Genomic DNA, 21,027 nt, shown 5'->3' on the forward strand with positions numbered 1-21,027 from the left:
CTGGCGAATCCGGGGACGAAGGCGAAAAGCTGGCCATTTTACGCACAAAGGCCGCCGACGGCAGCCCGTGTTAGGCTCGGCCGATGAACAACGACCTCGACCCCGCCCTCGACCTGCCCGACCAGCTGCACGAACTGCTGCGCGACGCGCCCGCCGGCGTCAGCGAGTTCCAGCTGATCCAGCAGCTCAAGGCCCGCCACTCCACCCACATCCCCAACCTCGGCCTGGCCGACAAGCTGGTGCTGTTCCGCATCCACTTCCTGCTGTTCAACGCCCTGTACCTGCTGCGCGATCGCCTCTGGGGCCGCCAGGAGGCGCACCTGGAGATCGGCCCGCTGTGCGTGCAGCTGCAGCCCTGGCAGCCGGGCAGCGCGGAGCTGGCCCGGCACGACCCGCTGCGCGACTACTACCTCGATATGCAGCACCTGCGCGACACCACCGAGCGCGATGTAGAGAAGCTGCTGTCCAGCTTCTGGACGCGCATGCAGGGCGGCGACGAGAAGCGCGCGGCGCTGGAGCTGTTCGAGCTGAACGTCGACCAGCCGCTCGATCTCGCCGTGATCAAGCAGCGCTACCGCCAGCTGGTGAGCCTGCACCACCCCGACCGGGGCGGCAGCACCGGACGCCTGCAGTCGATCAACCTGGCGATGGAAATACTGCAACGCTATTACGGCTGAACCCGAGAGAGCGATTCGCTCTAAAGCCACGGTTCATGCGGCCTCCAGCCTTCCCCTATACTGCGGCATACGGTCGCAGCCGAATCGGCCTGCACCCGGTGCCGCTGGCCATGCGCACCGGGCCCTACGCCCAGTGCGATCGACAATAAAAAGAGGAGGTGTCTGCATGATCCACCATGTTTGGGGGCTCTTCACCCATCCCGACCAGGAGTGGCAGGAAATCCGTGGCGAGGAAGAAAGCATCAGCCACATGTACCTGACCCACGTTCTGATTCTCGCTGCCATACCCGCGCTCTGCGCCTATTTCGGTACCACGGAGGTCGGCTGGCGCATCGGCAGCGGCGAGGCGGTCAAGCTGACGGCCACCAGTGCCCTGCAGATGACCGTGATGTCCTACCTCGCCATGCTCGTCGGCGTCGCCGTGATGGGCGCCTTCATCCACTGGATGGCGCGCACCTACGACGCCACTCCCACGTTCACCCAGTGCGTCGTGTTCGCCGCCTACACCGCCACCCCGCTGTTCATCGGCGGCGTCGCCGCGCTGTACCCGAGCCTGTGGCTGGGCATGCTGATCGGCACGATAGCGGTCTGCTACACGGTCTACCTGCTCTACTCCGGCATCCCGACCTTCATGGGCATCCCCCAGGACGAGGGCTTCATGTTCTCCAGCTCCGTCCTGGCGGTGGGCCTGGTGGTGCTGGTGGCGATGATCGCCTGCTCGGTCATCCTCTGGGGCTTCGGCGTGGGCCCCGTCTACATCAACTGATCGACGACCGTTCGAACGAGGCCGCCCACGGGCGGCCTTTTTCATGCGCGCAGGAAAGTTGAACCCCAACGGCCATGGCGAGGCTCTAAGGCTTTGAGTAGCCCAGAAGGGAGCACCGACCATGACTCCGCATTTCGTCACCCTGTTCACCCACCCGGACGCCGCCTGGCGCGAGATCCGCCAGGAAGAGGAACGACACAGCAGCCACTACCTCGGCCACCTGCTGCTGCTCGCCCTGATCCCCGCCGTCAGCCTGTTCATCGGCACCACCGAAATGGGCTGGAGCCTGGCCGGCGACGAGCGGGTGCGGCTGGACGAGCGCAGCGCCCTGCTGCTGTCCGTCAGCGTCTACTTCACCGCACTGTTCGGCACCTTGATCATGGGCGGCTTCGTGCGCTGGATGTCGCGCACCTTCGACACCCGGCCCACGCTCAACCAGTGCATCGGCTTCGCCGCCTACACCGCCACGCCGTTCTTCCTCGCCGGCCTGGCGGCGGTCTACCCGAGCCGCTGGCTGGCGGTGATCGCCCTGGGCCTGGCCTGCGCCTATTCGACCTTCCTGCTGTTCGTCGGCCTGCCCACCTTCATGCGCATCCGCCAGCAGCAGGGCATGGTCTACGCCGGGGCGGTGTGGGCAGTGGCCGTGCTGGCGGTGGTGACCCTGCTGGTCTCGGCCATCCTGCACTGGCACTACTACACCAACCCGGTCTATGAGCGCACTGCGGCGGACCAGACCTACCCGACCGTGGAAGAGCGCCCGTCGGTCCACGAGCAGCAGCACGGCCGGGACTGACGCGACCGGCGGCGGGTTGGGCGGCATGGGGCGATACGGCATAATCGCCCCATGCCCGAATTGCTCCATGCCCGCGTCGAAGCCTGCTACCAGCTGGCCGAGGATTTCTTCAAACGTGCCTTCCCCCGCCCCGAGGTCAGCTTCCGGCTGCGTGGCCAGAAGGCCGGCGTCGCCCACCTCCACGACAACCTGCTGCGCTTCAATCCGAAGCTGTACGCGGAGAACCGCGAGCATTTCCTGAAGCAGACCGTGGCCCACGAGGTGGCCCATCTGGTGGCGCACCAGATGTTCGGCGCGCGCATCCAGCCCCACGGCGAGGAATGGCAGCTGATCATGCGCGGCGTCTACGAGCTGCCGCCGGAGCGCTGCCACACCTACGACGTGGGTCGGCGCAAGGTCACCCGCTATCTCTACCTGTGCCAGTGCCCGGACGGCGAATTCCCCTTCTCCACCCAGCGCCACAACCTGGTGCGCAAGGGCCGCAGCTACTTCTGCCGGCGCTGCCGGGCGACCCTGGTGTTCAGCGGCGAGCAGCGGGTCGAGTAGCCGTAGGGCGGGTGAAACCCGCACATGGCGCTGGCCTGGGCGCGGGTTTCACCCGCCCTACGAGTCCCCTATCCGAGCACCTTGCCGGCCTTGAGCCGGGCAATCTCTTCCTCGTCGTAGCCCAGTTCGCGCAGCACCTCGTCGTTGTGCGCGCCGACCGCCGCGCCGATGTGGCGGGGCGGCTCCAGGCCCTCGGAGAAACGGATCGGGCAGGCGATCTGCCGCTGCGCCGGCCGGCCTTCGCGCGGCACCTCGGTGACCACGCCGCGCGCCGCGAGCTGGGGATGCTCCACCGCCTCGGCCAGGCTCAGCACCGGCTCGACACAGGCGTCCACCTCGGCGAAGCGCTGCCGCCACTCGGCCAGGTCGTGCTTCTCCACCTCGATGGCGATCTCGCGCTTGAGCCTGTCCTGATCCTTCGCCGACAACCCCAGGGCGGCCAGTTCCGGGCGGCCGAGGGTGGCGCAAAAGCGCTGCATGAACTGCGGCTCCAGGCTGCCCACCGACAGCCAGCGGCCATCGCGGGTGCGGTAGTAGTCGTAGAAGCTGCCGCCGTTGAGCACCTGGTTCTCCATGTCCGGCTCCACCCCGCCGGCGAGAAAGCCGGCACCGGCCATGGCGTGCAGGCTGAAGGCGCAGTCGGTCATGCTGATGTCAACGCGCTGGCCCTGGCCACTGCCCTGGCGGGCGATCACCGCCGCGAGCAGGCCGATCACCCCGTGCAGCGAGCCGCCGGCGATGTCCGCCACCTGCACACCGAGGGGCAGCGGGCCGCTGTCGCGGCGCCCGGTGTAGCTGGCCAGGCCGCTCAGGGCCAGGTAGTTGAGGTCGTGGCCGGCGCGGTCCTTGTAGGGGCCGGTCTGGCCGTAGCCGGTGATGGAAACGTAGATCAGCCCTGGGTTGATTTCCTTCAGCGCCTCATAGCCGAGGCCCAGCTTGTCCATCACCCCCGGGCGGAACTGCTCCAGCACGATGTCGTACTCACGCACCAGGCGCCGCACCACTTCCAGCGCCTCGGGCTGCTTCAGGTCCAGGGCCAGGCAGCGCTTGTTGCGGTTGAGGTAGGCGTGGCTGGTGGACACGCCATCGACGTGGGGCGGCAGCACCCGCACCAGATCGGTACGGCTGGGCGACTCGATGCGCAGCACCTCGGCGCCCATGTCCGCCAGCAGCAGCGAGGCGAACGGCCCCGGCAGCAGGGTGGAGAAATCGAGGACTTTCAGCGAAGACAGCGGGCCTTTCATGTTCGGCGTTCCCGATCCGGTGATGAAACGCCCGGCGCTGGAGACGCAGCGGGCATTCGCGAAGGGTGTCGCCGCAGGTTAGGCCAGCCCTCCCCGTGCCTCAATGACCCAGGCGCTCGGCGCGATTGACCCCAGCGACCACTGTACCGGCGATTTGAAAGTCAGCTGCGGATTGCGCGCGGCGGGGAGCCGCGTAATCTGGGCGCTCCCGCCAGGAGCCCGCGATGCGACCCGCCGACCTGTTCCGCCTGCTGCTGCTCGCCGCCATCTGGGGCGCCAGCTTCCTGTTCATGCGCATCGCCGTGCCGGTGCTCGGCAGCCTGCCCACCGCCTTCTTCCGCGCCAGCCTCGGCGCGCTGGGGCTGCTGGCGATCCTGCTGGTGCTGCGCCCGGCGTGGGACTTCCGCGGCAAGTTCCGCGCCTGCCTGGCCCTGGGGGTGATCAACGCCGGCCTGCCCTCGGTGATGTACTGCCTGGCGGCGCTGGTGCTGCCGGCCGGCTATTCCTCGATCTTCAATGCCACCACGCCGCTGATGGGCGTGCTGATCGGCGCGCTGTTCTTCAGCGAGGCAATGACCGCGAGCAAGGCCGCCGGCGTCGCCCTCGGCCTGTTCGGCGTGGCGGTGCTGACCCGCACCGGCCCGGTGGACTTCGACCTGCCGCTGCTGCTGGGCGCCGCTGCGTGCCTGGTGGCCACCACCTGCTACGGCTTCGCCGGCTTCCTCACCCGCAGCTGGATCGGCCAGCAGGGCGGCCTGGACAACCGCCTGACCGCCTTCGCCAGCCTGCTCGGTGCCAGCCTGTTCCAGCTGCCGCTGTTCGCCGGCAGCCTGGCCTGGCAGCCGCCGGCCAGCTGGGGCGGACCCGAGGTGTGGCTGTCGCTGGCCGCGCTGGGGCTGGTCTGCACCGCCTTCGCCTATGTCCTGTACTTCCGCCTGCTGGCTGACGTCGGGCCAATCAAGGCGTCCACCACCACCTTCCTGATCCCGCCGTTCGGCGTGCTGTGGGGCGCCCTGCTGCTCGGCGAGCCGCTGAGCTGGGCCTACCTGCCGGGCTGCGCGCTGATCGGCGTGGCCCTGTGGCTGGTGGTGCACCCTGAGCGCGCCAGCGTGGCGGCGCGGGCCTGAACCCAGGCGGGCTTCTACACTCAGAGACGATGCAGGGCCGCCCGGGCGGCGGCCGGCCACGCAAGGAAACTCGCATGCTGCAGTCCGTCTCGCCGAAGAACGACCTGCCCCGGGAGCCCGAGGCAGACAAGCACCACCACCTGCTCAGCCCCTTCACGATCCGCGCCTTCCGCATCATCTGGGTCGCCAACCTGTTCGCCAACCTGGGCACCTGGGCGCAGTCGGTAGCCGCCGCCTGGGTAGTCACCGAGGCACACGCCGGCCCGCTGCTGGTGGCGATGATCCAGGTCGCCGCCACCCTGCCCCTGGTGCTGCTGTCGATCGTCTCCGGGGTGATGGCCGACAACCACGACCGGCGCAAGATCATGCTCGCCGGCCTGGCCTTCGAGATGAGCGGCGCCATCTTCCTCAGCGTGATCGCCTTCCTCGGCTACCTCGACCCGATCCTGCTGATCGTCTCGATCCTGTGGATTTCCATCGGCGGCTCGATCACCGTGCCGGCCTGGCAGGCGGCGGTGAGTGAGCAGGTGCCGGGCGGCATGGTCGGCAACGCCGTGCTGCTCAACAGCGTCAACTTCAACGTCGCCCGCGCCGCCGGCCCGGCCCTGGGCGGCCTGATGCTGAGCCTGGTGGGCGCGCCCTGGATCTTCCTGTTCAACTGCCTGTGCTACGTCGGCCTGATCTGGGCGATCTGGGCCTGGCGCCGCGCCGTGCCGGTGCGCACCTTGCCGCCGGAGCACCTGGCCCAGGGCGTGGTGGCGGCGCTGCGCTTCACCCAGCACTCCAGCGTCACCCGCCTGGTGATGCTGCGCTCCTTCTCCTTCGGCCTCTCCGCCAGCGCCGTGTGGGCGCTGCTGCCGGTGCTGGCGCACCGCAACCCGGATGGCGGCGCCACGGTGTACGGCTACATGCTCGGCGCCCTCGGCGTCGGGGCGATCCTCGGCAGCCTGCTGGTCAACCGTGGTGCGCGGGCCTGGGGGCGCAGCCGGCTGATCAGCCTGGCGGGCTTCACCATGGGCCTGGTGATGCTGGCGCTCGGCGCGCTGGACAACCTGTGGCTGATCTTCCCCGCCCTGCTGATCGGCGGCGCCTGCTGGATCGCCGCGGTCGCCACCTACAATTCCTCGGTGCAGATACTGGTGCCGGACTGGGTCAAGGCGCGCGCCCTGGCGCTGTACCAGACGGCGCTGTACGGCGGCCTGGCGCTGGGTTCGTTTCTCTGGGGCCACCTGGCCGAGAACATGGGGCCGCAGGGCGCGCTGCTGGCGGCGGGCTGCCTGATGGTGGCCTGCGCCTTCCTGCTCTACCACTCGCGCCTGCCGGAGCTGGAGGTGGGCAGCATGCGCCGCGCGCAGAGCACCTTGCCCGGCATGCCGGCCTTCGCCTTCGACCCGGACCGGGGCGCGGTGCTGGTGACCATCGAGTACCGCATCCCCGCCGAGCGCACCCGCGACTTCGTGCGCGCCATGCAGGAGCTGCGTCGACTGCGCCTGCGCAACGGGGCGCAGCGCTGGTCGCTGTTCCGCGACGCGGCCGACCAGGAAATCTGGCAGGAGACGCTGGTGGTGGAGAGCTGGCTGCAGCACCTGCGCATGCTCGACCGCATGACGCTGGCCGACCAGGCGATCGTCGACGCGGTCGGCCTGCTGCACAGCGGCGAGGCGCCACCGCTGATCCGCCACGGCGTGAGCTACATCGCCAACCGCTACGACAACGACGCGGCGACCCGGATATGAGCCGCCGCGCGTCAGGGCGTTACTGCTGCAGTTCCTGCTCGGTGAACAGGTCGCTGAACAGCATGCTCGACAGGTAGCGCTCGCCGGAGTCCGGCAGGATCACCACGATGGTCTTGCCCTGCATCTCCGGCCTCTCGGCCAGGCGCACGGCGGCGACCATGGCGGCGCCGCAGGAGATGCCGCAGAGGATGCCCTCTTCCTGCATCAGGCGCAGGGCCATGGCCTTGGACTCGTCGTCGCCCACCTGCTCGACGCGGTCGACCACCGACAGATCGAGGTTCTTCGGCACGAAGCCGGCGCCGATGCCCTGGATCTTGTGCGGGCTCGGCTTGACCTCCTCGCCGGCCAGGGTCTGGCTGATCACCGGCGAGGCGATCGGCTCGACCGCCACCGACAGGATCGGCTTGTGGCGCTGCTGCTTGATGTAGCGCGACACGCCGGTGATGGTGCCGCCGGTGCCGACGCCGGCCACCAGCACGTCGACCGCGCCGTCGGTGTCATTCCAGATCTCCGGCCCGGTGGTCTTCTCGTGGATGGCCGGGTTGGCCGGGTTGTCGAACTGCTGCGGCTGGAAGCACTTGGCGGGATCGGACGCGGCGATCTCGGCGGCCTTCTCGATGGCGCCCTTCATGCCCTTGGCCGGCTCGGTCAGCACCAGCTCGGCGCCGAGGGCCTTGAGCACCTTGCGCCGCTCCAGGCTCATGGAGGCGGGCATGGTCAGGATCAGCTTGTAGCCGCGGGCGGCGGCGACGAAGGCCAGGCCGATGCCGGTGTTGCCGGAGGTCGGTTCGACCAGGGTCATGCCCGGCTTGAGCACGCCGCGCGACTCGGCGTCCCAGATCATGTTGGCGCCGATGCGGCACTTGACCGAGTAGCCGGGGTTGCGACCCTCGATCTTCGCCAGGATGGTGACACCCTTGGGCCCCAGGCGGTTGATCTGCACCAGCGGCGTGTTGCCGATGGACTGGGCGTTGTCGGTGTAGATGCGGCTCATGGTCGTTGTCCTTTCGATAACCGAGGGCAAACAGCCTAAGCCTGGCAAGAGAGATCGTCCAGCGCACGCCGGTCGAACTCCGCGTCTCGCTCGGCGGTCCACCGGAAACACCTGCTGCGACGGATGCCACCGATGAAACGCCGCTACAGCCTGCCCCTCTACATCGTCCTCGGCCTGGTCGCCGTGCTGCTGGTCCTGCACCTGACCCTGCCCATCTTCATCCGCGACTACCTCAACGCCAAGCTGGCGGACATGGGCGAGTACCGCGGGCAGATCGCCGACGTGGACCTGGCCTGGTGGCGCGGCGCCTACCGCATCGACGGCCTGGTGATCGCCAAGGCCGACGGCGACGTGCCGGTGCCGCTGCTCGACGCGCCCTCCATCGACCTGTCGGTGAGCTGGCACGCGCTCTGGTACGACCACGGCGTGGTGGCCCGGGTGATCTTCGAGAGCCCGCAGCTGAACTTCGTCGACGGCGGCGAGAGCGGCGACGACAGCCAGACCGGTGCCGGCGTGGACTGGCGCGAGCAGCTGGAGAAACTGCTGCCGATCACCCTCGACGAAATCCGCGTGGTGAACGGCCGCATCAGCTTCCGCAACTTCACCTCGGATCCGCCGGTGAACATGTACGCCAGCGACGTCAACGCCAGCCTGTACAACCTGACCAACGTCGCCGACGAACGCGGCGAGCGGGTGGCCCGCTTCGAGGGCAAGGCCCTGCTGCTCGACCACGCCCCGCTGGAGGCGACGGCGGTGTTCGACCCGTTCGAGAACTTCCAGGACTTCGAATTCCGTGTGCGCGCCACCGACATCGAACTGCGCCGGCTCAACGACTTCTCCTCCGCCTACGGCAAGTTCGACTTCAACGCCGGCAACGGCGACGTGGTGATCGAGGCCAGCGCCGAGAACGGCCAGCTCGACGGCTACATCAAGCCGCTGCTGCGCGACGTCGACGTGTTCAACTGGCGACAGGACGTGCAGGACCAGGACAAGGGCTTCTTCCGCTCGATCTGGGAAGCCCTGGTCGGCGGCAGCGAAACGGTGCTGAAAAACCAGCAGAAGAACCAGTTCGCCACCCGGGTGGAGCTGTCCGGCAGCGTCCGCGACCAGAACGTCAGCCCCTTCCAGGCCTTCCTCTCGATCCTGCGCAACGGCTTCATCCAGGCCTTCAACGCGCGCTACGAAAACGCGCCGCCTAGCTCGTGACCTCGTCGCTGAAGATGGCCTCGATGGGCAACCCGAACACCCGGCCGATGCGGAAGGCCAGCGGCAGGCTCGGGTCGTACTTGCCGGTCTCGATGGCGTTGACGCTCTGCCGCGACACCTCCAGCCGCTGGGCCAGCTCCGACTGGCTCCAGCCCCGCTCGGCCCGCAGCTCCTTCAGGCGATTGTGCATGGCGGCTCTCCTCAGGCGTAGCGCCAGCGGACCAGGGTGGAGGTGAAGGCATAGGCGGCCCAGAAGGTGGGGAACGCCAGGATCAGCGGGAAGCGCGGCCAGCCGGCGTACTGCTCGAGAAAGCCCCAGGCGGTGAGCAGGCCGACCACCGCGCCACCGGCCAGCAGCGCGGCGCGCGACATCAGGAAGCGCAGGAACTCGTCCGGCTCGCTGCGCATATAGCGGTCGAATACGTAGAGCGAGGCCAGCAGCGGTATCGCCGGCGACGCGGCGGCGATCACCCGCAGGGCGTAGGGCAGTTGTTGCAGGTCCACGCCCCAGCTGATCAGGGCGACCAGCGCGGCATACACCAGCATCAGCGAGGAACAGGAAATGACGTAGCGACGGGCAGCGATGTTCATGGATGGGACTCTCCGGTTGATGTAAAGCAAACTTAACATCTGTCGATCGTGGATGTAAAGCATGCTTGTCATTTCGAGAAATTCGTAACCGGCGACGCCCTGACCCGCCATTCAGTGACTGAATGGCGCGTCTGCGTTCACAGTTCACCGTGGCGCGCGTTATAGTCGGGCCTTACATCACACACCGAACCAGCCGGCCGCGCCCGCCGTGCGCCCGTCCGAGGATTCCCAGATGAAGTTCGAAGGCACCCAGTCCTACGTCGCCACCGACGACCTGAAGCTCGCGGTCAACGCCGCCATCACCCTGCAGCGCCCGCTGCTGGTCAAGGGCGAACCGGGTACCGGCAAGACCATGCTCGCCGAGCAGCTGGCCCAGGCCTTCGGCGCCAAGCTGATCACCTGGCACATCAAGTCCACCACCAAGGCGCACCAGGGCCTGTACGAGTACGACGCGGTCAGCCGCCTGCGCGACTCGCAGCTGGATTCGGACAAGGTCCACGACGTGCGCAACTACATCAAGAAAGGCAAGCTGTGGGAGGCGTTCGAGTCCGATGAGCGCGTGATCCTGCTGATCGACGAGATCGACAAGGCTGACATCGAGTTCCCCAACGACCTGCTGCAGGAACTCGACAAGATGGAGTTCTACGTCTACGAGACCGACGAGACGATCAAGGCCAAGCAGCGCCCGATCATCATCATCACCTCGAACAACGAGAAGGAGCTGCCGGACGCCTTCCTGCGCCGCTGCTTCTTCCACTACATCGCCTTCCCCGACCGCGAGACCCTCAAGCGCATCGTCGACGTGCACTACCCGAACGTCAGCGGCGAGCTGGTGGCCGAGGCGCTCGACGTATTCTTCGACGTGCGCAAGGTGCCGGGCCTGAAGAAGAAGCCCTCCACCAGCGAGCTGGTCGACTGGCTGAAGCTGCTGATGGCCGACAACATCGGCGAGGCCGTGCTGCGCGAGCGCGACCCGACCAAGGCCATCCCGCCGCTGGCCGGCGCCCTGGTCAAGAACGAGCAGGACGTGCAGCTGCTCGAACGCCTGGCCTTCATGGCCCGACGCGCGTCGCGCTGAGGCCGTAACGCCCGCCGCTGGCGGGCCACCAGCAGGAGGGGCCACGCATGCATCGCGGAAGCTGCCTGTGCGGCGCGGTGAAGTACGAGATCGACGCGCCCATCGCGTCCGCCAGCCACTGCCACTGCTCGATGTGCCGCAAGGCGCACGGCGCGGCGTTCGGCAGCTACGGCAACGTGCGTCGCGAGCACTTCCGCTTCACCGCGGGCGAGGATCAGGTGGCGACCTACCACTCCTCGCCCGGCGTGAGCCGGACCTTCTGCCGGCAGTGTGGCGCGACCCTGCAATGGTTCGCCGAGCATCCGCACCCGGAGTGGCTGTCCGTCGCCCTGGGCACGCTGGACACGCCTCTGGGTGTCATCCCGCAAAAGCACATCTTTCCCGAATCCAAGGCCGACTGGTACCAGATCGCCGACGGCCTGCCCCAGGAGTCCCGCTCCTGAGGCTCCACCGATAACACGAGGCCGCAGCCATGCTGCTCAACCTGTTCAACGAAATGCGCGCGGCCAAGGTGCCGGTCTCGGTACGCGAGCTGCTCGACCTGATCAACGCGCTCAAGCACAACGTCGTGTTCGCCGACATGGACGAGTTCTACTACCTCGCCCGGGCGATCCTGGTGAAGGACGAGCGCCACTTCGACAAGTTCGACCGGGCCTTCGGCGCCTACTTCAAGGGCCTGGAAAACCTCAACGAACACATCGAGGCGCTGATCCCCGAAGACTGGCTGCGCAAGGAGTTCGAGCGCCACCTGACCGACGAGGAACGCGCGCAGATCCAGTCCCTCGGCGGCCTGGACAAGCTGATCGAGGAATTCAAGAAGCGCCTCGAGGAACAGAAGGAACGCCACGCCGGCGGCAACAAGTGGATCGGCACCGGCGGCACCAGCCCATTCGGCTCCGGCGGCTACAACCCCGAGGGCATCCGCGTCGGCGACGCCGGCAAGCGCCAGGGCAAGGCCGCCAAGGTGTGGGACCAGCGCGAGTACAAGAACCTCGACGACCAGGTCGAGCTGGGCACCCGCAACATCAAGGTGGCCCTGCGCCGCCTGCGCAAGTTCGCCCGCGAAGGCGCCGCCGAGGAATTCGACCTGGCCGGCACCATCGACCACACCGCCAAGGACGCCGGCCTGCTCAACATCCAGATGCGCCCGGAGCGGCGCAACACGGTGAAGCTGTTGCTGCTGTTCGACATCGGCGGCTCGATGGACGCCCACGTCAAGGTGTGCGAGGAACTGTTCTCGGCCTGCAAGACCGAGTTCAAGCACCTCGAATATTTCTACTTCCACAACTTCGTCTACGAGAGCGTGTGGAAGAACAACCTGCGCCGCACCAGCGAGCGCTTCTCCACCCTCGACCTGCTGCACAAGTACGGCCCGGACTGGAAGATCATCTTCGTCGGCGACGCCGCCATGGCGCCCTACGAGATCACCCAGCCCGGCGGCAGCGTCGAGCACTGGAACGAGGAAGCCGGCTACGTCTGGATGAAGCGCTTCATGGAGAAGTACAAGAAGCTCATCTGGATCAACCCCTATCCCAAGGACGCCTGGAACTACACGGCCTCCACCAACATCGTCCGCGAGCTGATCAACGACCAGATGCACCCGCTGACGCTGCGGGGACTGGAGGAAGGAATGAGGTTCCTCTCCAAGTGACACACGAACGGGCCCATGCGGCCCGTTCTGCTTCGTGGCGAAAGCCGCTAGGCTTGGCCGGTCTCTTCTGGAACGAACCAACATGCAAGACCTTTCCCTACAGGACGCCGCCGCGCCGGACGGCGTCTGCTACGGCTGCGGCGGCCGCAACCCCCACGGCCTGCACATCAAGAGCCGCTGGCACGCAGACGGTGTGCACGTGGTGGCAGAACACCAGCCAGACCCCATGCACTGCGGCTGGCCGGAGCTGGTCTACGGCGGGCTGATCGCCATGCTGGTGGACTGCCATTCCAACTGGACCGCCATGGCCTGGCACTACCGCGCCGAAGGCCGCGAGCCCGGCAGCCTGCCGCGCGTCGAGTGCGTCACCGGCAACCTCGGCATCAAGTTCATCAAGCCGACGCCCATGGGCGTGCCGCTGCAGCTGCGCGCCCGGGTCGAGGGCGAGCCGGGGCGCAAGACCCGGGTGATCTGCGAAATCTATGCGGGCGACCTGCTGACCGCCGTGGGCGACTCCGTCTTCGTGCGGGTAGACGCCAGCCAACTGGCCGCCGCCGCCCACGGCAAACAGGCCTGAAGGTAGGGCGGGTGAAACCCGCGTAACCCGCTCGCGGGTTCCACCCGCCCTACCCCACGCCGTGCGCACCGGGGCCATGTCGCGGACACCGCTGGTGCGCACGGCGCACCCTACGACGGCGGACCCGATCAGATGCCCACGTTGGTTGTCGCACACCTTGTGGGAGCGGATTTATCCGCGAAAGTCGCGGCCAATCGGAGTGCCGCCCAGCCGCTCCCACGAAAAGCAGGATTGCGCCACCAATACGTAACCGGGGGCATAGCCAAAAGAAAGGCTATGTCCCCGCGAGATGTTGTAGTGCCCTGCCCCTTCTGGATCCCCGCCTGCGCGGGGATGACGAGGCAGAGGGGAGTTTCTTCCGGAGCCGTCATTCCCGCGTATGCGGGAATCCAGGGGCAGGCAGCTGCAGCATTCAGATAGAGGGGCTTGACCGCGGAGTTAGCCGCTTGCCGGCGTAACCCACCGACGGTGCCGCGGTCGATTTCGCTGGCGGATTACGGTCTGTGGCCCACCGGCTCCCAGGCAAGCCGTTTTCGCAGGGCAGCTGCAGCGTCTGCAACACGTAACGGGGACATCGCCAATAAAAAGGCCCCGCAAGGGGCCTTCTTTCTGCATCAGCGCCAGTGGCGCTTCTCATAGGCGATCGGCTTGTGCCGGCGCCCGACCCCGAGCGTCCAGCCGATACCCAGCGCCAGCAGCTCCACCAGCCAGGCCAGCGCCAGGGCCACACCAAGCCCCCAGGCGATCGCGTGGGGCGCCAGCAGCACCTGGTAGGTGTAGGACTCGTAGGTTTCCTGCAGCAGCGCCTGGTCGGCGCCGGTCGCCAGGTGCAAGACCTGTGCGTACCAGGGCCCCTGCATCGCCAGCCACTCCGCCTCCAGCAGCTCGGAGCGCGACACCAGGTGGCCGATGCTGTTGGCGTCGCTGCGCATCACCTCGTCGGTGCTGGCGCGGTAGTGGGCGACCAGGGCGTTGAGGTCGCCGTTGAAGAAACGCGCGGCGGTCTCGCGGAAGCCCAGCAGGCTCTCCTCGGACTCGGCGCGGTGGGCGGCCACGCGCTTGGCGTAGTCGTCGACGAAGCCCGGAACCTGTACCCCGACCAGCAGACCGAAGGCGAACACCAGCAGCCGCAAGTAACTCCTGAACATCCTCAATCCCCCATCTGTCCGTGAGCCACCCGCTCGCCCCGCCGCCACAGGCTCCATTGCCCCGGCTGGAACAGGTTCCAGCGCTCGTTGTCGGTCAGCGGCTCGGTGGCGATCACCGTCACCACGTCGTTCGGCGTGGTCTCCGCCTGGAAGTCGACGGTCAGGTCGGCATCCTTCAGCCGCGCCGGGCCGAAGGGCGCGCGGCGGGTGATCTGCGCCAGCTTGGTCGAGCAGAAGCAGAACAGCCAGTCGCCGTCGCTGAGCAGGCAGTTGAACACGCCCTTGCCACGATAGTCCTGAGCCGCCTGGATCAGCACCGGCAGCAGCACTTCCACCGGCACCGACTCGGGGAAGGCAGCGCGCACCCGGTTGAGCAGGTCGCAGAAGGCCGCCTCGCTGTCGGTGTCGCCCACCGGCCGGTAGAAGTCGAACTGGGGCGCGAAGCCGACCAGCTGGCCGTTGTGGGCGAAGCACCAGTTGCGTCCCCACAGCTCGCGGACGAAGGGATGGGTGTTGGCCAGGCACACCCGGCCGACATTGGCCTGGCGGATGTGGCCGATCACCGTCTCGCTCTTGATCGGGTAGCGCTGTACCAGCTTGGCGACTTCCGAGCCGACGCTGGCGGTCGGGTCCTGGAACAGGCGCAGGCCGCGCCCCTCGTAGAAGGCGATGCCCCAGCCGTCGCGATGCGGGCCGGTGCCGCCGCCCCGCTGCATCAGCCCGGTGAAGCTGAACACGATGTCGGTGGGTACGTTGGCGCTCATGCCGAGCAGTTCGCACATGCGTCAGATCTCCAGCAATGCGCCGCGCAACCGCTCCGCCTCGCGCGCCAGGCGCGCGTCCAGGCGCTTGCGGCCGAGCGGGAGGAAACGGGTGAGGATGCGCCAGCACAGCGCCGGCAGGTCGCCGCTGCGGCGGGGTATCAGGTGCAGATGCAGGTGCGGCACGTGCTGGTTGGCGGCCGGGCCGTCGTTGAGCAGCAGGTTGATGCCGAGCACGCCGGGCTCGCGGTAGAGCGCCCAGGCCATGCGCTCGGCCAGGGCCAGCAGCGCCTCGCGCGGTGGCGCCGGCAGATCGGCCAGGAACGGCGCGTGGCCGCGGGCGACGATCAGCAGGTGGGACGGGCGCAGCGGGAAGATGTCCAGCAGCACCAGAAAGTGTTCGTCTTCGTGGATGACGTGCGCCGGCAGATGACCGTCGGCGATGGCGCAGAACACGCAGCTCATGGGCTCTCCTCGTGGCATGCGGCCATGCTAGCGCAAGCCGGAGGGCATGCAACCCGGCGTATCGTCATGAAAAGGGCTGTTTGCCGCTCTTCGCGCTCGCGGCGGCGACTAGAGACGCGGCTCGATGCGCAGGCGCCGGTCGCCACGGGCATCGAAGCGGGTGTCGGTGTCGTGCTGCTCCTCGCGCTCCATCAGCTCGCGCAGGGTCGGCTCGTCTTCTTCCACGGCCTCCGCGCGCGGCCCCTTGCGCCCCGCCCACCAGCGCTCCACCGGCCAGCGCAGGGCGGCGAAGACCAGCCACACGCCGAGGGCGATCAGGCAGTAGATGGCCAGGTCGGCCACCGCGCGCCAGGCGTTCTTGCCCACCTCGAACAGCAGGTCGATGGCGGTGACGGCGATGGCGGGCGCGAACAGCTCCCTGGCCGGGTCGACGATGGTCGGGCTCAGCAGCAGCACGGCCACCACGACGCGCAGCGGCTCGCGCAGCCAGCGCCACATCCAGCCGGTCATGCGGAACCACACCAGCAGGCAGCCCAGCGCGGCGATGCCATAGACGGCCCAGGCGAGCAGATAGTCTTGTTCGGTCATGTGTTTCGTGGCTTGGCCGGCAAAGGGGCGCTTATGATAACGGCTTTTGCGGCCACCGACCTCCCTGCGGTCGCCCCGAGCGAGAACCACCATGACCGACGCCCCCATCGCCCGCCGCGAAGCCGGCACCGACCCCTACCGCTGGCTGGAACAGCGCGACACCGCCGAGGTGCTCGCCTACCTCGAGGCCGAGAACGCCTACCTGGAGGCACAGCTGGCCGACCAGGCCGGACTGCGCGAAACCCTGTTCCAGGAGATCAAGGGGCGCATCCGCGAGACCGACCTGTCCCTGCCGGTGCCTTGGGGCCCCTGGCTGTACTACCAGCGCACCACCGCCGGCGACGAATACCCGCGCCACTACCGCTGCCCACGCCCGGCCGACGGCTCGCTGACCGTCGACGAGAACGTCGAGCAGCTGCTGCTCGACCCCAACGCGCTGGCCGGCGACGGCTACCTGTCGCTCGGCGCCTTCACCATCAGCCCGGACCACCGCCTGCTCGGCTACAGCCTCGACACCAGCGGCGACGAGATCTACCGGCTGTTCGTCAGGGAACTGGACACGGGCCTGCTGCGCGAACTGCCGTTCGACGACTGCGACGGCCAGATGACCTGGGCCAACGACAGCCAGACCCTGTTCTTCGTCACCTTGGACGACACCCACCGGCCCTGGCGCCTGCATCGTCACCGCCTGAGCGACGAAGGCGCCGAACAGGTGTTCGAGGAGGCCGACGGGCGCTTCTTCCTCAGCTGCTACCGCTCCAGCTCCGAGCGCCAGCTCATTCTCGGCCTCGGCAGCAAGACCACCAGCGAAGCCTGGGTGCTGGACGCCGACACGCCCAATGGCGAGTTCCGCTGCCTGGCGCCGCGTCAGGAAGACCACGAATACGACGTCGACCACGGCCTGCTGGACGGCCGCTGGACCTGGTTCGTGCGCAGCAACCAGGCCGGCATCAACTTCGCCCTGTACGTCGCCGATGAAGACCAGCCGACCCGCGAGCACTGGCGCGAGCTGATCGCCCACGACCCGCAGCGCATGCTCGAAGGTCTGACCCTCAACCGCGACGCCTTCGTGCTCAGCCTGCGCGAGGGCGGCCTGCCGATCATCGAGGTCCACCCCCGCGCCACCGCGCCCTACCCCGTGCAACTGCCGGACGCCGCCTACAGCCTGCACGTGCAGGACAGCCTGGAGTTCCACAGCGAGGCGATCCGCCTGCGCTACGAGGCACTCAACCGTCCCGCCCAGGTGCGCCAGCTGAACCTCGCCAGCGGCGAGCAGCAAGTGCTCAAGCAGACACCGGTGGAAGGCCCGTTCGACGCCGACGCCTACGAGAGCCGTCGGCTGTGGGCCACTGCCGCCGACGGCACCCGGGTGCCGATCAGCCTGGTGGCGCGCCGGGAGGTGTTCGCCACCAGCCGGCCCGTGCCGCTCTACCTCTACGGCTACGGCGCCTACGGCGAAAGCCTCGACCCCTGGTTCAGCCATGCCCGCTTGAGCCTGCTGGAGCGCGGCTTCGCCTTCGCCATCGCCCACGTGCGCGGCGGCGGCGAGCTGGGCGAGGCCTGGTACCGCGACGGCAAGCTGGAACACAAGCAGAACACCTTCGGCGACTTCATCGCCTGCGCCGAGCACCTGATCCAGGCCGGGCTGACTACGCCCAGGCAGCTCGCCATCAGCGGCGGCAGCGCCGGCGGCCTGCTGATCGGCGCGGTGCTCAACCAGCGCGCCGAGCTGTTCGCCGCGGCCATCGCCGAAGTGCCCTTCGTCGACATGCTCAACACCATGCTCAACCCCGACCTGCCGCTGACCGTGACCGAGTACGACGAATGGGGCGATCCCAACCAGCCGGAGGTTCACGAGCGCATCAGGGGCTACGCGCCCTACGAGAACGTGCAGGCCCGGGACTACCCGGCGATCCTCGCCGTGGCGGGCTACAACGACAGCCGCGTGCAGTACTGGGAAGCGGCCAAGTGGGTCGCGAAGTTGCGCGCCACCCGCACCGACGCCAACCTGCTGCTACTCAAGACCGACCTGGGCGCCGGCCATGGCGGCATGAGCGGCCGCTACCAGGCGCTGCGCGACGTGGCGCTGGAGTACGCCTTCCTGCTCAAGGTGCTGGACGTGGACAGTGCTTGGCAAGCGGCCGGCGCCTGACTATCGTGCTTCACCCCTCCCATTCAAGGACCGATGGCATGCCCGCCCGCCGACTTCTCCCGCTGCTCCTGCTGTGCTGCGCCCTGCCCCTCCAGGCCCAGATCTACACCTGGGTCGACGAGAACGGCCAGAAGCATTTCGGCAGCCAGCCACCGACGCCGGAAAAGCCGGTCGAGACCGTCAATATCCGCCAGGGCTACTCCAGCGACGGCGCGCAGCCGGCGGTGGCGCCGCAGGAAACCGAGCAGAGCGAGGCGTCCTCCAACCAGACGACCTCCCAGCGCGAGATGTGCCGGGAAGCCATGCGCTGGACCGCCGTCGACATACCGAACCTGAAGGACATCGCCCGCGAGCGCCGAAAGGACGGCAAGATCACCCAGGAGCAGCTGGGGCAGGCCATGAAGGCGCTGGACGATGTCAACAAGGCGCTGACCCTGCAGAACTGCATGGCCAGCAAGGGCGAGGACCTGGAGCGGTTCGAATGCCTGTCCCACGGCGCCGGCATCATGATCTGCTCGGGCGCGCTGGAAGCGGCGCTGAAGAACCTCTGAGCGCCCCGTGCAGAACTTTCTCTATCGCTGGCTGATGGCGGTCGGCCTCGGGCACGCGGGCCTCGGCGTGGCGCTCGCCTTCGCCGCCCACCTGCCGGTCACCCGCTCCTACTTCGACTATCTCTACGCCAGCGTCGCCGCCGTGCCGCCAACGGAGGAGTTCCAGGCCCTGCTGCGCACCATGGTGGGGCTGTTCGGGCCGACCGTGGCGAGCTGGGGCGTGCTGTTCAGCCTACTGGTGTTTCTCTATCGCCGGCATGGCCATCGGCAGATCAAGCCGACGATTTTCCTCGCGCTGCTGGTCTGGTGCGTGCTGGACAGTGCGATTTCCATCCACTTCGGCCTGCGGCTGCATGCCTACCTGAATACCGCCGCCGCGCTGTCGATCGCGCTGCCGCTGATCTTCCTGCGACCACGCCAGGTGGCCGCCTGACGATTCTCAGGGCTTGTCGATGGACTCGGCGGGATGCCGCTGCTGGCTGCGCCGCTCGCTTTCCAGGGGCGGCAGCGGCCTGTCCTGCGGCACCTGCGGAGCGGACGAGGGCTCGCGGGGAGGCCGGGGATTGACCAGCAGCGGCGGCCGGTCGCGTTGCGCAGGCTCGATGCTGCGCACCTCCGGCCGCTCGTAGGGCTGCGGCGTGGAAGTCCCGGGCAGTCCGGGCGGCTGGGCCCAGGCGGAGATGCCGGGCAACAGGGCCACGATCAGAAGAAGCGGACGGCGCATGGGCAGGACTCTCGAAACAAGGTACCTGCCCTTGTGACAACGCACGTCCCCGGCGGATACCGACCGATCATCGGAAGGGATCGGCGCCGGATAGCGATCAGGCGTGCAGGTGCTCCGCCGCGTACAGGGTGTTCTCCAGCAGGCAGGCCCGGGTCATGGGGCCGACGCCGCCCGGCACCGGAGTGATCCAGCCGGCGCGCTCGGCGGCCACGTCGAACTCCACGTCGCCCACCAGCTTGCCGTCGGCCTGGCGGTTGATGCCCACGTCGATGACGATGGCGCCTTCCTTGATCCACTCGCCCTTGACCAGGCCCGGCTTGCCGGCGGCCACTACCACGATGTCCGCCTGGGCCACGTGGCCTGGCAGGTCGCGGGTGAAGCGGTGAGTCACGGTCACGGTGCAGCCGGCGAGCAGCAGCTCGAGAGCCATGGGCCGGCCGACGATGTTGGAGGCGCCTACCACGACGGCGTGCTGGCCGTGCAGGTCCACGCCGGTGCTCTCCAGCAGCGTCATGATGCCTTTCGGCGTACACGGGCGCAGCAGCGGCATGCGCTGGGACAGGCGGCCGACGTTGAACGGGTGGAAGCCGTCCACGTCCTTGTCCGGGTTGATGCGTTCGAGCAGTTGCGATGCGTCCAGATGGGCCGGCAGCGGCAGCTGGACCAGGATGCCGTCGATAGCGCTGTCGCGGTTGAGCTGGTCGATCAGGCCGAGCAATTCGCCCTGGGTGGTGCTGGCGGACAGGTCATGGGCCACGGAGACGAAGCCGACCTCCTCGCAATCCTTGCGCTTGTGCGACACATAGACTTGGGACGCCGGATCGCTGCCGACCAGGATCACGGCCAGGCCGGGCGCGCGCAGCCCCTGCTGGCGGCGCTCGTTGACGCGTTTGGCGATATCCTGGCGGAGGCTGGCGGCAATGGCTTTGCCGTCGATCAGTTTTGCGGTCATGACGCTCGCTTAACCATGGGAAAGGTGGAGAAAATGGCGCCCATTCTCGCATGGGCGACCGGCAGGGCAAAGGCGCATGCTCCGGGCATTTTCGTAAGCCCTTTATCCAGCAGGAATTTTTTCGTTCCCTTGTTGACGATGAGAGGCTGGCTATATAACATGCGCCCCGCTTGTCGAGCACAGCCAAACGCTGGGTAAGATGGCAACGACCGGAAACGGTTGGAGCTGTAGCTTCAGAGTCTGTTCGCAGATGATTAAGCGCCCGTAGCTCAGCTGGATAGAGCATCCGCCTTCTAAGCGGATGGTCGCAGGTTCGAGTCCTGCCGGGTGCGCCATTGGCGAATCAGGCACAAGCAACTGCAATATGGTGGGCGTAGCTCAGTTGGTAGAGCACAGGATTGTGGCTCCTGGTGTCGTGGGTTCGATTCCCATCGTCCACCCCATATTCCAGAGAACGCCAGGCCACGTGCCTGGCGTTTTCGTTTCGAGCATGACCACGCGGACGTGGTGAAATTGGTAGACACACCAGATTTAGGTTCTGGCGCCGCAAGGTGTGAGAGTTCGAGTCTCTCCGTCCGCACCATATTGAGCCCGCTTTCGGGGCCAATGACCAAGCCCCTCCTTCTCGGAAGCGGCGCACCCTCCCCCTCCATCCCTTCGCCTCCTCGCTCTCCAAGAAAGCGCGAAAGCCTTCCTCTGG

Annotated in this window: 24 protein-coding genes and 3 tRNA genes; 17 read left to right on the forward strand and 10 right to left on the reverse strand. The window is 67.7% G+C overall.

Translation table 11 applies throughout. The annotated features are described in order from the left end of the window. The first annotated feature begins 83 nt into the window (after nucleotides 1-83). The 4 genes from N5D30_RS05700 (at nucleotide 84) to N5D30_RS05715 (ending at nucleotide 2,782) form a co-directional block, all read left to right on the forward strand. The gene (locus N5D30_RS05700) at nucleotides 84-677 is read left to right on the forward strand and encodes a DNA-J related domain-containing protein (RefSeq protein WP_279908111.1); all 594 of its coding nucleotides are present in this window, start codon (nucleotides 84-86) and stop codon (nucleotides 675-677) included. 166 nt (nucleotides 678-843) lie between these two features. Continuing rightward, nucleotides 844-1,443, forward strand: a complete 600-nt coding sequence (locus N5D30_RS05705; RefSeq protein WP_220815607.1) for a Yip1 family protein — start codon at nucleotides 844-846, stop codon at nucleotides 1,441-1,443. A 121-nt stretch (nucleotides 1,444-1,564) separates the two neighbouring features. After that, nucleotides 1,565-2,236, forward strand: a complete 672-nt coding sequence (locus N5D30_RS05710; RefSeq protein WP_279905898.1) for a Yip1 family protein — start codon at nucleotides 1,565-1,567, stop codon at nucleotides 2,234-2,236. A gap of 51 nt (nucleotides 2,237-2,287) precedes the next feature. Next, nucleotides 2,288-2,782, forward strand: coding sequence for a SprT family zinc-dependent metalloprotease (locus N5D30_RS05715; protein ID WP_279908112.1), 495 nt, complete (start codon nucleotides 2,288-2,290; stop codon nucleotides 2,780-2,782). A gap of 68 nt (nucleotides 2,783-2,850) precedes the next feature. Here N5D30_RS05715 and N5D30_RS05720 read toward each other — a convergent pair whose 3' ends face one another. After that, nucleotides 2,851-4,026, reverse strand: coding sequence for a CaiB/BaiF CoA-transferase family protein (locus tag N5D30_RS05720; RefSeq protein WP_279908114.1), 1,176 nt, complete (start codon nucleotides 4,024-4,026; stop codon nucleotides 2,851-2,853). A 224-nt stretch (nucleotides 4,027-4,250) separates the two neighbouring features. On the opposite strand from N5D30_RS05720, the gene N5D30_RS05725 reads away from it, so the two are divergent. Together N5D30_RS05725 and N5D30_RS05730 are read left to right on the forward strand one after the other, a co-directional pair. Then, nucleotides 4,251-5,153, forward strand: coding sequence for a DMT family transporter (locus N5D30_RS05725; RefSeq protein WP_279908115.1), 903 nt, complete (start codon nucleotides 4,251-4,253; stop codon nucleotides 5,151-5,153). A 74-nt stretch (nucleotides 5,154-5,227) separates the two neighbouring features. Then, nucleotides 5,228-6,889 (forward strand): MFS transporter, encoded by a 1,662-nt coding sequence (locus N5D30_RS05730; protein ID WP_279908116.1) that lies wholly within the window; start codon nucleotides 5,228-5,230, stop codon nucleotides 6,887-6,889. Between the two features lie 19 nt (nucleotides 6,890-6,908). Here N5D30_RS05730 and cysK read toward each other — a convergent pair whose 3' ends face one another. Next, nucleotides 6,909-7,883: a cysteine synthase A gene (cysK, locus tag N5D30_RS05735; RefSeq protein WP_279908117.1), complete on the reverse strand. Its 975-nt coding sequence runs from the start codon at nucleotides 7,881-7,883 to the stop codon at nucleotides 6,909-6,911. Nucleotides 7,884-8,015: 132 nt separating this feature from the next. On the opposite strand from cysK, the gene N5D30_RS05740 reads away from it, so the two are divergent. Next, a complete protein-coding gene (locus N5D30_RS05740; protein WP_279908118.1) occupies nucleotides 8,016-9,089 on the forward strand; it encodes a DUF748 domain-containing protein in 1,074 nt (357 codons plus the stop codon). Here the strand turns inward: N5D30_RS05740 and N5D30_RS05745 are convergent. Next, a complete protein-coding gene (locus N5D30_RS05745; protein WP_220815599.1) occupies nucleotides 9,079-9,279 on the reverse strand; it encodes a helix-turn-helix transcriptional regulator in 201 nt (66 codons plus the stop codon). The genes N5D30_RS05740 and N5D30_RS05745 overlap by 11 nt on opposite strands. Nucleotides 9,280-9,290: 11 nt before the next feature. After that, nucleotides 9,291-9,680, reverse strand: a complete 390-nt coding sequence (locus tag N5D30_RS05750) for a hypothetical protein (RefSeq protein ID WP_279908119.1) — start codon at nucleotides 9,678-9,680, stop codon at nucleotides 9,291-9,293. Nucleotides 9,681-9,912: 232 nt separating this feature from the next. Between N5D30_RS05750 and N5D30_RS05755 the strand changes: the two genes are divergently transcribed. The 4 genes from N5D30_RS05755 (at nucleotide 9,913) to N5D30_RS05770 (ending at nucleotide 12,986) form a co-directional block, all read left to right on the forward strand. Next, entirely contained in the window at nucleotides 9,913-10,758 is an 846-nt protein-coding gene (locus N5D30_RS05755) for a MoxR family ATPase (protein WP_279908120.1), read from the forward strand. Nucleotides 10,759-10,805: 47 nt separating this feature from the next. Next, the gene (locus N5D30_RS05760) at nucleotides 10,806-11,201 is read left to right on the forward strand and encodes a GFA family protein (RefSeq protein ID WP_279908121.1); all 396 of its coding nucleotides are present in this window, start codon (nucleotides 10,806-10,808) and stop codon (nucleotides 11,199-11,201) included. Nucleotides 11,202-11,230: 29 nt separating this feature from the next. Then, nucleotides 11,231-12,409 (forward strand): VWA domain-containing protein, encoded by a 1,179-nt coding sequence (locus N5D30_RS05765; RefSeq protein WP_220815595.1) that lies wholly within the window; start codon nucleotides 11,231-11,233, stop codon nucleotides 12,407-12,409. 82 nt (nucleotides 12,410-12,491) lie between these two features. Next, nucleotides 12,492-12,986 carry a PaaI family thioesterase gene (locus N5D30_RS05770; RefSeq protein ID WP_279908122.1) on the forward strand — a complete coding sequence of 165 codons (495 nt, stop codon included), beginning with the start codon at nucleotides 12,492-12,494 and terminating at the stop codon, nucleotides 12,984-12,986. A 614-nt stretch (nucleotides 12,987-13,600) separates the two neighbouring features. Here N5D30_RS05770 and N5D30_RS05775 read toward each other — a convergent pair. From N5D30_RS05775 to N5D30_RS05790, 4 genes are all read right to left on the reverse strand, one after another. Next, on the reverse strand, nucleotides 13,601-14,134 hold the full coding sequence (locus N5D30_RS05775; protein ID WP_279908123.1) for a DUF2937 family protein: 534 nt from the start codon (nucleotides 14,132-14,134) through the stop codon (nucleotides 13,601-13,603). Nucleotides 14,135-14,136: 2 nt separating this feature from the next. Continuing rightward, nucleotides 14,137-14,916: a class II glutamine amidotransferase gene (locus N5D30_RS05780; RefSeq protein ID WP_279908124.1), complete on the reverse strand. Its 780-nt coding sequence runs from the start codon at nucleotides 14,914-14,916 to the stop codon at nucleotides 14,137-14,139. A 3-nt stretch (nucleotides 14,917-14,919) separates the two neighbouring features. Continuing rightward, nucleotides 14,920-15,360 carry an HIT family protein gene (locus tag N5D30_RS05785; RefSeq protein ID WP_279908125.1) on the reverse strand — a complete coding sequence of 147 codons (441 nt, stop codon included), beginning with the start codon at nucleotides 15,358-15,360 and terminating at the stop codon, nucleotides 14,920-14,922. A 108-nt stretch (nucleotides 15,361-15,468) separates the two neighbouring features. Further along, nucleotides 15,469-15,948: an MFS transporter gene (locus N5D30_RS05790; protein WP_220815590.1), complete on the reverse strand. Its 480-nt coding sequence runs from the start codon at nucleotides 15,946-15,948 to the stop codon at nucleotides 15,469-15,471. 91 nt (nucleotides 15,949-16,039) lie between these two features. On the opposite strand from N5D30_RS05790, the gene N5D30_RS05795 reads away from it, so the two are divergent. The 3 genes from N5D30_RS05795 to N5D30_RS05805 are packed head-to-tail and all read left to right on the forward strand — an operon-like array spanning nucleotide 16,040 to nucleotide 19,084. Continuing rightward, nucleotides 16,040-18,100 (forward strand): S9 family peptidase, encoded by a 2,061-nt coding sequence (locus N5D30_RS05795; RefSeq protein ID WP_279908126.1) that lies wholly within the window; start codon nucleotides 16,040-16,042, stop codon nucleotides 18,098-18,100. Between the two features lie 38 nt (nucleotides 18,101-18,138). Then, nucleotides 18,139-18,651 (forward strand): DUF4124 domain-containing protein, encoded by a 513-nt coding sequence (locus N5D30_RS05800; RefSeq protein ID WP_279908127.1) that lies wholly within the window; start codon nucleotides 18,139-18,141, stop codon nucleotides 18,649-18,651. 7 nt (nucleotides 18,652-18,658) lie between these two features. Next, the gene (locus tag N5D30_RS05805) at nucleotides 18,659-19,084 is read left to right on the forward strand and encodes a hypothetical protein (protein WP_279908128.1); all 426 of its coding nucleotides are present in this window, start codon (nucleotides 18,659-18,661) and stop codon (nucleotides 19,082-19,084) included. A gap of 6 nt (nucleotides 19,085-19,090) precedes the next feature. On the opposite strand, the gene N5D30_RS05810 is transcribed toward N5D30_RS05805, so the two are convergent. Both N5D30_RS05810 and folD read right to left on the reverse strand, forming a co-directional pair. Beyond that, the gene (locus N5D30_RS05810) at nucleotides 19,091-19,375 is read right to left on the reverse strand and encodes a hypothetical protein (RefSeq protein ID WP_279908129.1); all 285 of its coding nucleotides are present in this window, start codon (nucleotides 19,373-19,375) and stop codon (nucleotides 19,091-19,093) included. Nucleotides 19,376-19,472: 97 nt separating this feature from the next. Further along, complete coding sequence (folD, locus tag N5D30_RS05815) at nucleotides 19,473-20,327, reverse strand: bifunctional methylenetetrahydrofolate dehydrogenase/methenyltetrahydrofolate cyclohydrolase FolD (RefSeq protein ID WP_279908130.1); 855 nt, start codon at nucleotides 20,325-20,327, stop codon at nucleotides 19,473-19,475. Nucleotides 20,328-20,585: 258 nt separating this feature from the next. Between folD and N5D30_RS05820 the strand changes: the two genes are divergently transcribed. From N5D30_RS05820 to N5D30_RS05830, 3 genes are all read left to right on the forward strand, one after another. Beyond that, nucleotides 20,586-20,662, forward strand: a tRNA-Arg gene (locus N5D30_RS05820). Nucleotides 20,663-20,694: 32 nt separating this feature from the next. Beyond that, a tRNA-His gene (locus tag N5D30_RS05825) sits at nucleotides 20,695-20,770 on the forward strand. A gap of 55 nt (nucleotides 20,771-20,825) precedes the next feature. Continuing rightward, a tRNA-Leu gene (locus tag N5D30_RS05830) sits at nucleotides 20,826-20,910 on the forward strand. Nucleotides 20,911-21,027 lie beyond the last annotated feature (117 nt).

The organism is Pseudomonas sp. GD03875 (genome assembly GCF_029840585.1).
Lineage (GTDB): Bacteria > Pseudomonadota > Gammaproteobacteria > Pseudomonadales > Pseudomonadaceae > Aquipseudomonas > Aquipseudomonas paralcaligenes.

Bases quoted from the DNA above. Each gene is read 5' to 3' on its own strand.
- N5D30_RS05700 (WP_279908111.1), top strand. From the start codon at position 84: ATGAACAACGACCTCGACCCCGCCCTCGACCTGCCCGACCAGCTGCAC.
- N5D30_RS05705 (WP_220815607.1), top strand. From the start codon at position 844: ATGATCCACCATGTTTGGGGGCTCTTCACCCATCCCGACCAGGAGTGG.
- N5D30_RS05710 (WP_279905898.1), top strand. From the start codon at position 1,565: ATGACTCCGCATTTCGTCACCCTGTTCACCCACCCGGACGCCGCCTGG.
- N5D30_RS05715 (WP_279908112.1), top strand. From the start codon at position 2,288: ATGCCCGAATTGCTCCATGCCCGCGTCGAAGCCTGCTACCAGCTGGCC.
- N5D30_RS05720 (WP_279908114.1), bottom strand. From the start codon at position 4,026: ATGAAAGGCCCGCTGTCTTCGCTGAAAGTCCTCGATTTCTCCACCCTG.
- N5D30_RS05725 (WP_279908115.1), top strand. From the start codon at position 4,251: ATGCGACCCGCCGACCTGTTCCGCCTGCTGCTGCTCGCCGCCATCTGG.
- N5D30_RS05730 (WP_279908116.1), top strand. From the start codon at position 5,228: ATGCTGCAGTCCGTCTCGCCGAAGAACGACCTGCCCCGGGAGCCCGAG.
- cysK (WP_279908117.1), bottom strand. From the start codon at position 7,883: ATGAGCCGCATCTACACCGACAACGCCCAGTCCATCGGCAACACGCCG.
- N5D30_RS05740 (WP_279908118.1), top strand. From the start codon at position 8,016: ATGAAACGCCGCTACAGCCTGCCCCTCTACATCGTCCTCGGCCTGGTC.
- N5D30_RS05745 (WP_220815599.1), bottom strand. From the start codon at position 9,279: ATGCACAATCGCCTGAAGGAGCTGCGGGCCGAGCGGGGCTGGAGCCAG.
- N5D30_RS05750 (WP_279908119.1), bottom strand. From the start codon at position 9,680: ATGAACATCGCTGCCCGTCGCTACGTCATTTCCTGTTCCTCGCTGATG.
- N5D30_RS05755 (WP_279908120.1), top strand. From the start codon at position 9,913: ATGAAGTTCGAAGGCACCCAGTCCTACGTCGCCACCGACGACCTGAAG.
- N5D30_RS05760 (WP_279908121.1), top strand. From the start codon at position 10,806: ATGCATCGCGGAAGCTGCCTGTGCGGCGCGGTGAAGTACGAGATCGAC.
- N5D30_RS05765 (WP_220815595.1), top strand. From the start codon at position 11,231: ATGCTGCTCAACCTGTTCAACGAAATGCGCGCGGCCAAGGTGCCGGTC.
- N5D30_RS05770 (WP_279908122.1), top strand. From the start codon at position 12,492: ATGCAAGACCTTTCCCTACAGGACGCCGCCGCGCCGGACGGCGTCTGC.
- N5D30_RS05775 (WP_279908123.1), bottom strand. From the start codon at position 14,134: ATGTTCAGGAGTTACTTGCGGCTGCTGGTGTTCGCCTTCGGTCTGCTG.
- N5D30_RS05780 (WP_279908124.1), bottom strand. From the start codon at position 14,916: ATGTGCGAACTGCTCGGCATGAGCGCCAACGTACCCACCGACATCGTG.
- N5D30_RS05785 (WP_279908125.1), bottom strand. From the start codon at position 15,360: ATGAGCTGCGTGTTCTGCGCCATCGCCGACGGTCATCTGCCGGCGCAC.
- N5D30_RS05790 (WP_220815590.1), bottom strand. From the start codon at position 15,948: ATGACCGAACAAGACTATCTGCTCGCCTGGGCCGTCTATGGCATCGCC.
- N5D30_RS05795 (WP_279908126.1), top strand. From the start codon at position 16,040: ATGACCGACGCCCCCATCGCCCGCCGCGAAGCCGGCACCGACCCCTAC.
- N5D30_RS05800 (WP_279908127.1), top strand. From the start codon at position 18,139: ATGCCCGCCCGCCGACTTCTCCCGCTGCTCCTGCTGTGCTGCGCCCTG.
- N5D30_RS05810 (WP_279908129.1), bottom strand. From the start codon at position 19,375: ATGCGCCGTCCGCTTCTTCTGATCGTGGCCCTGTTGCCCGGCATCTCC.
- folD (WP_279908130.1), bottom strand. From the start codon at position 20,327: ATGACCGCAAAACTGATCGACGGCAAAGCCATTGCCGCCAGCCTCCGC.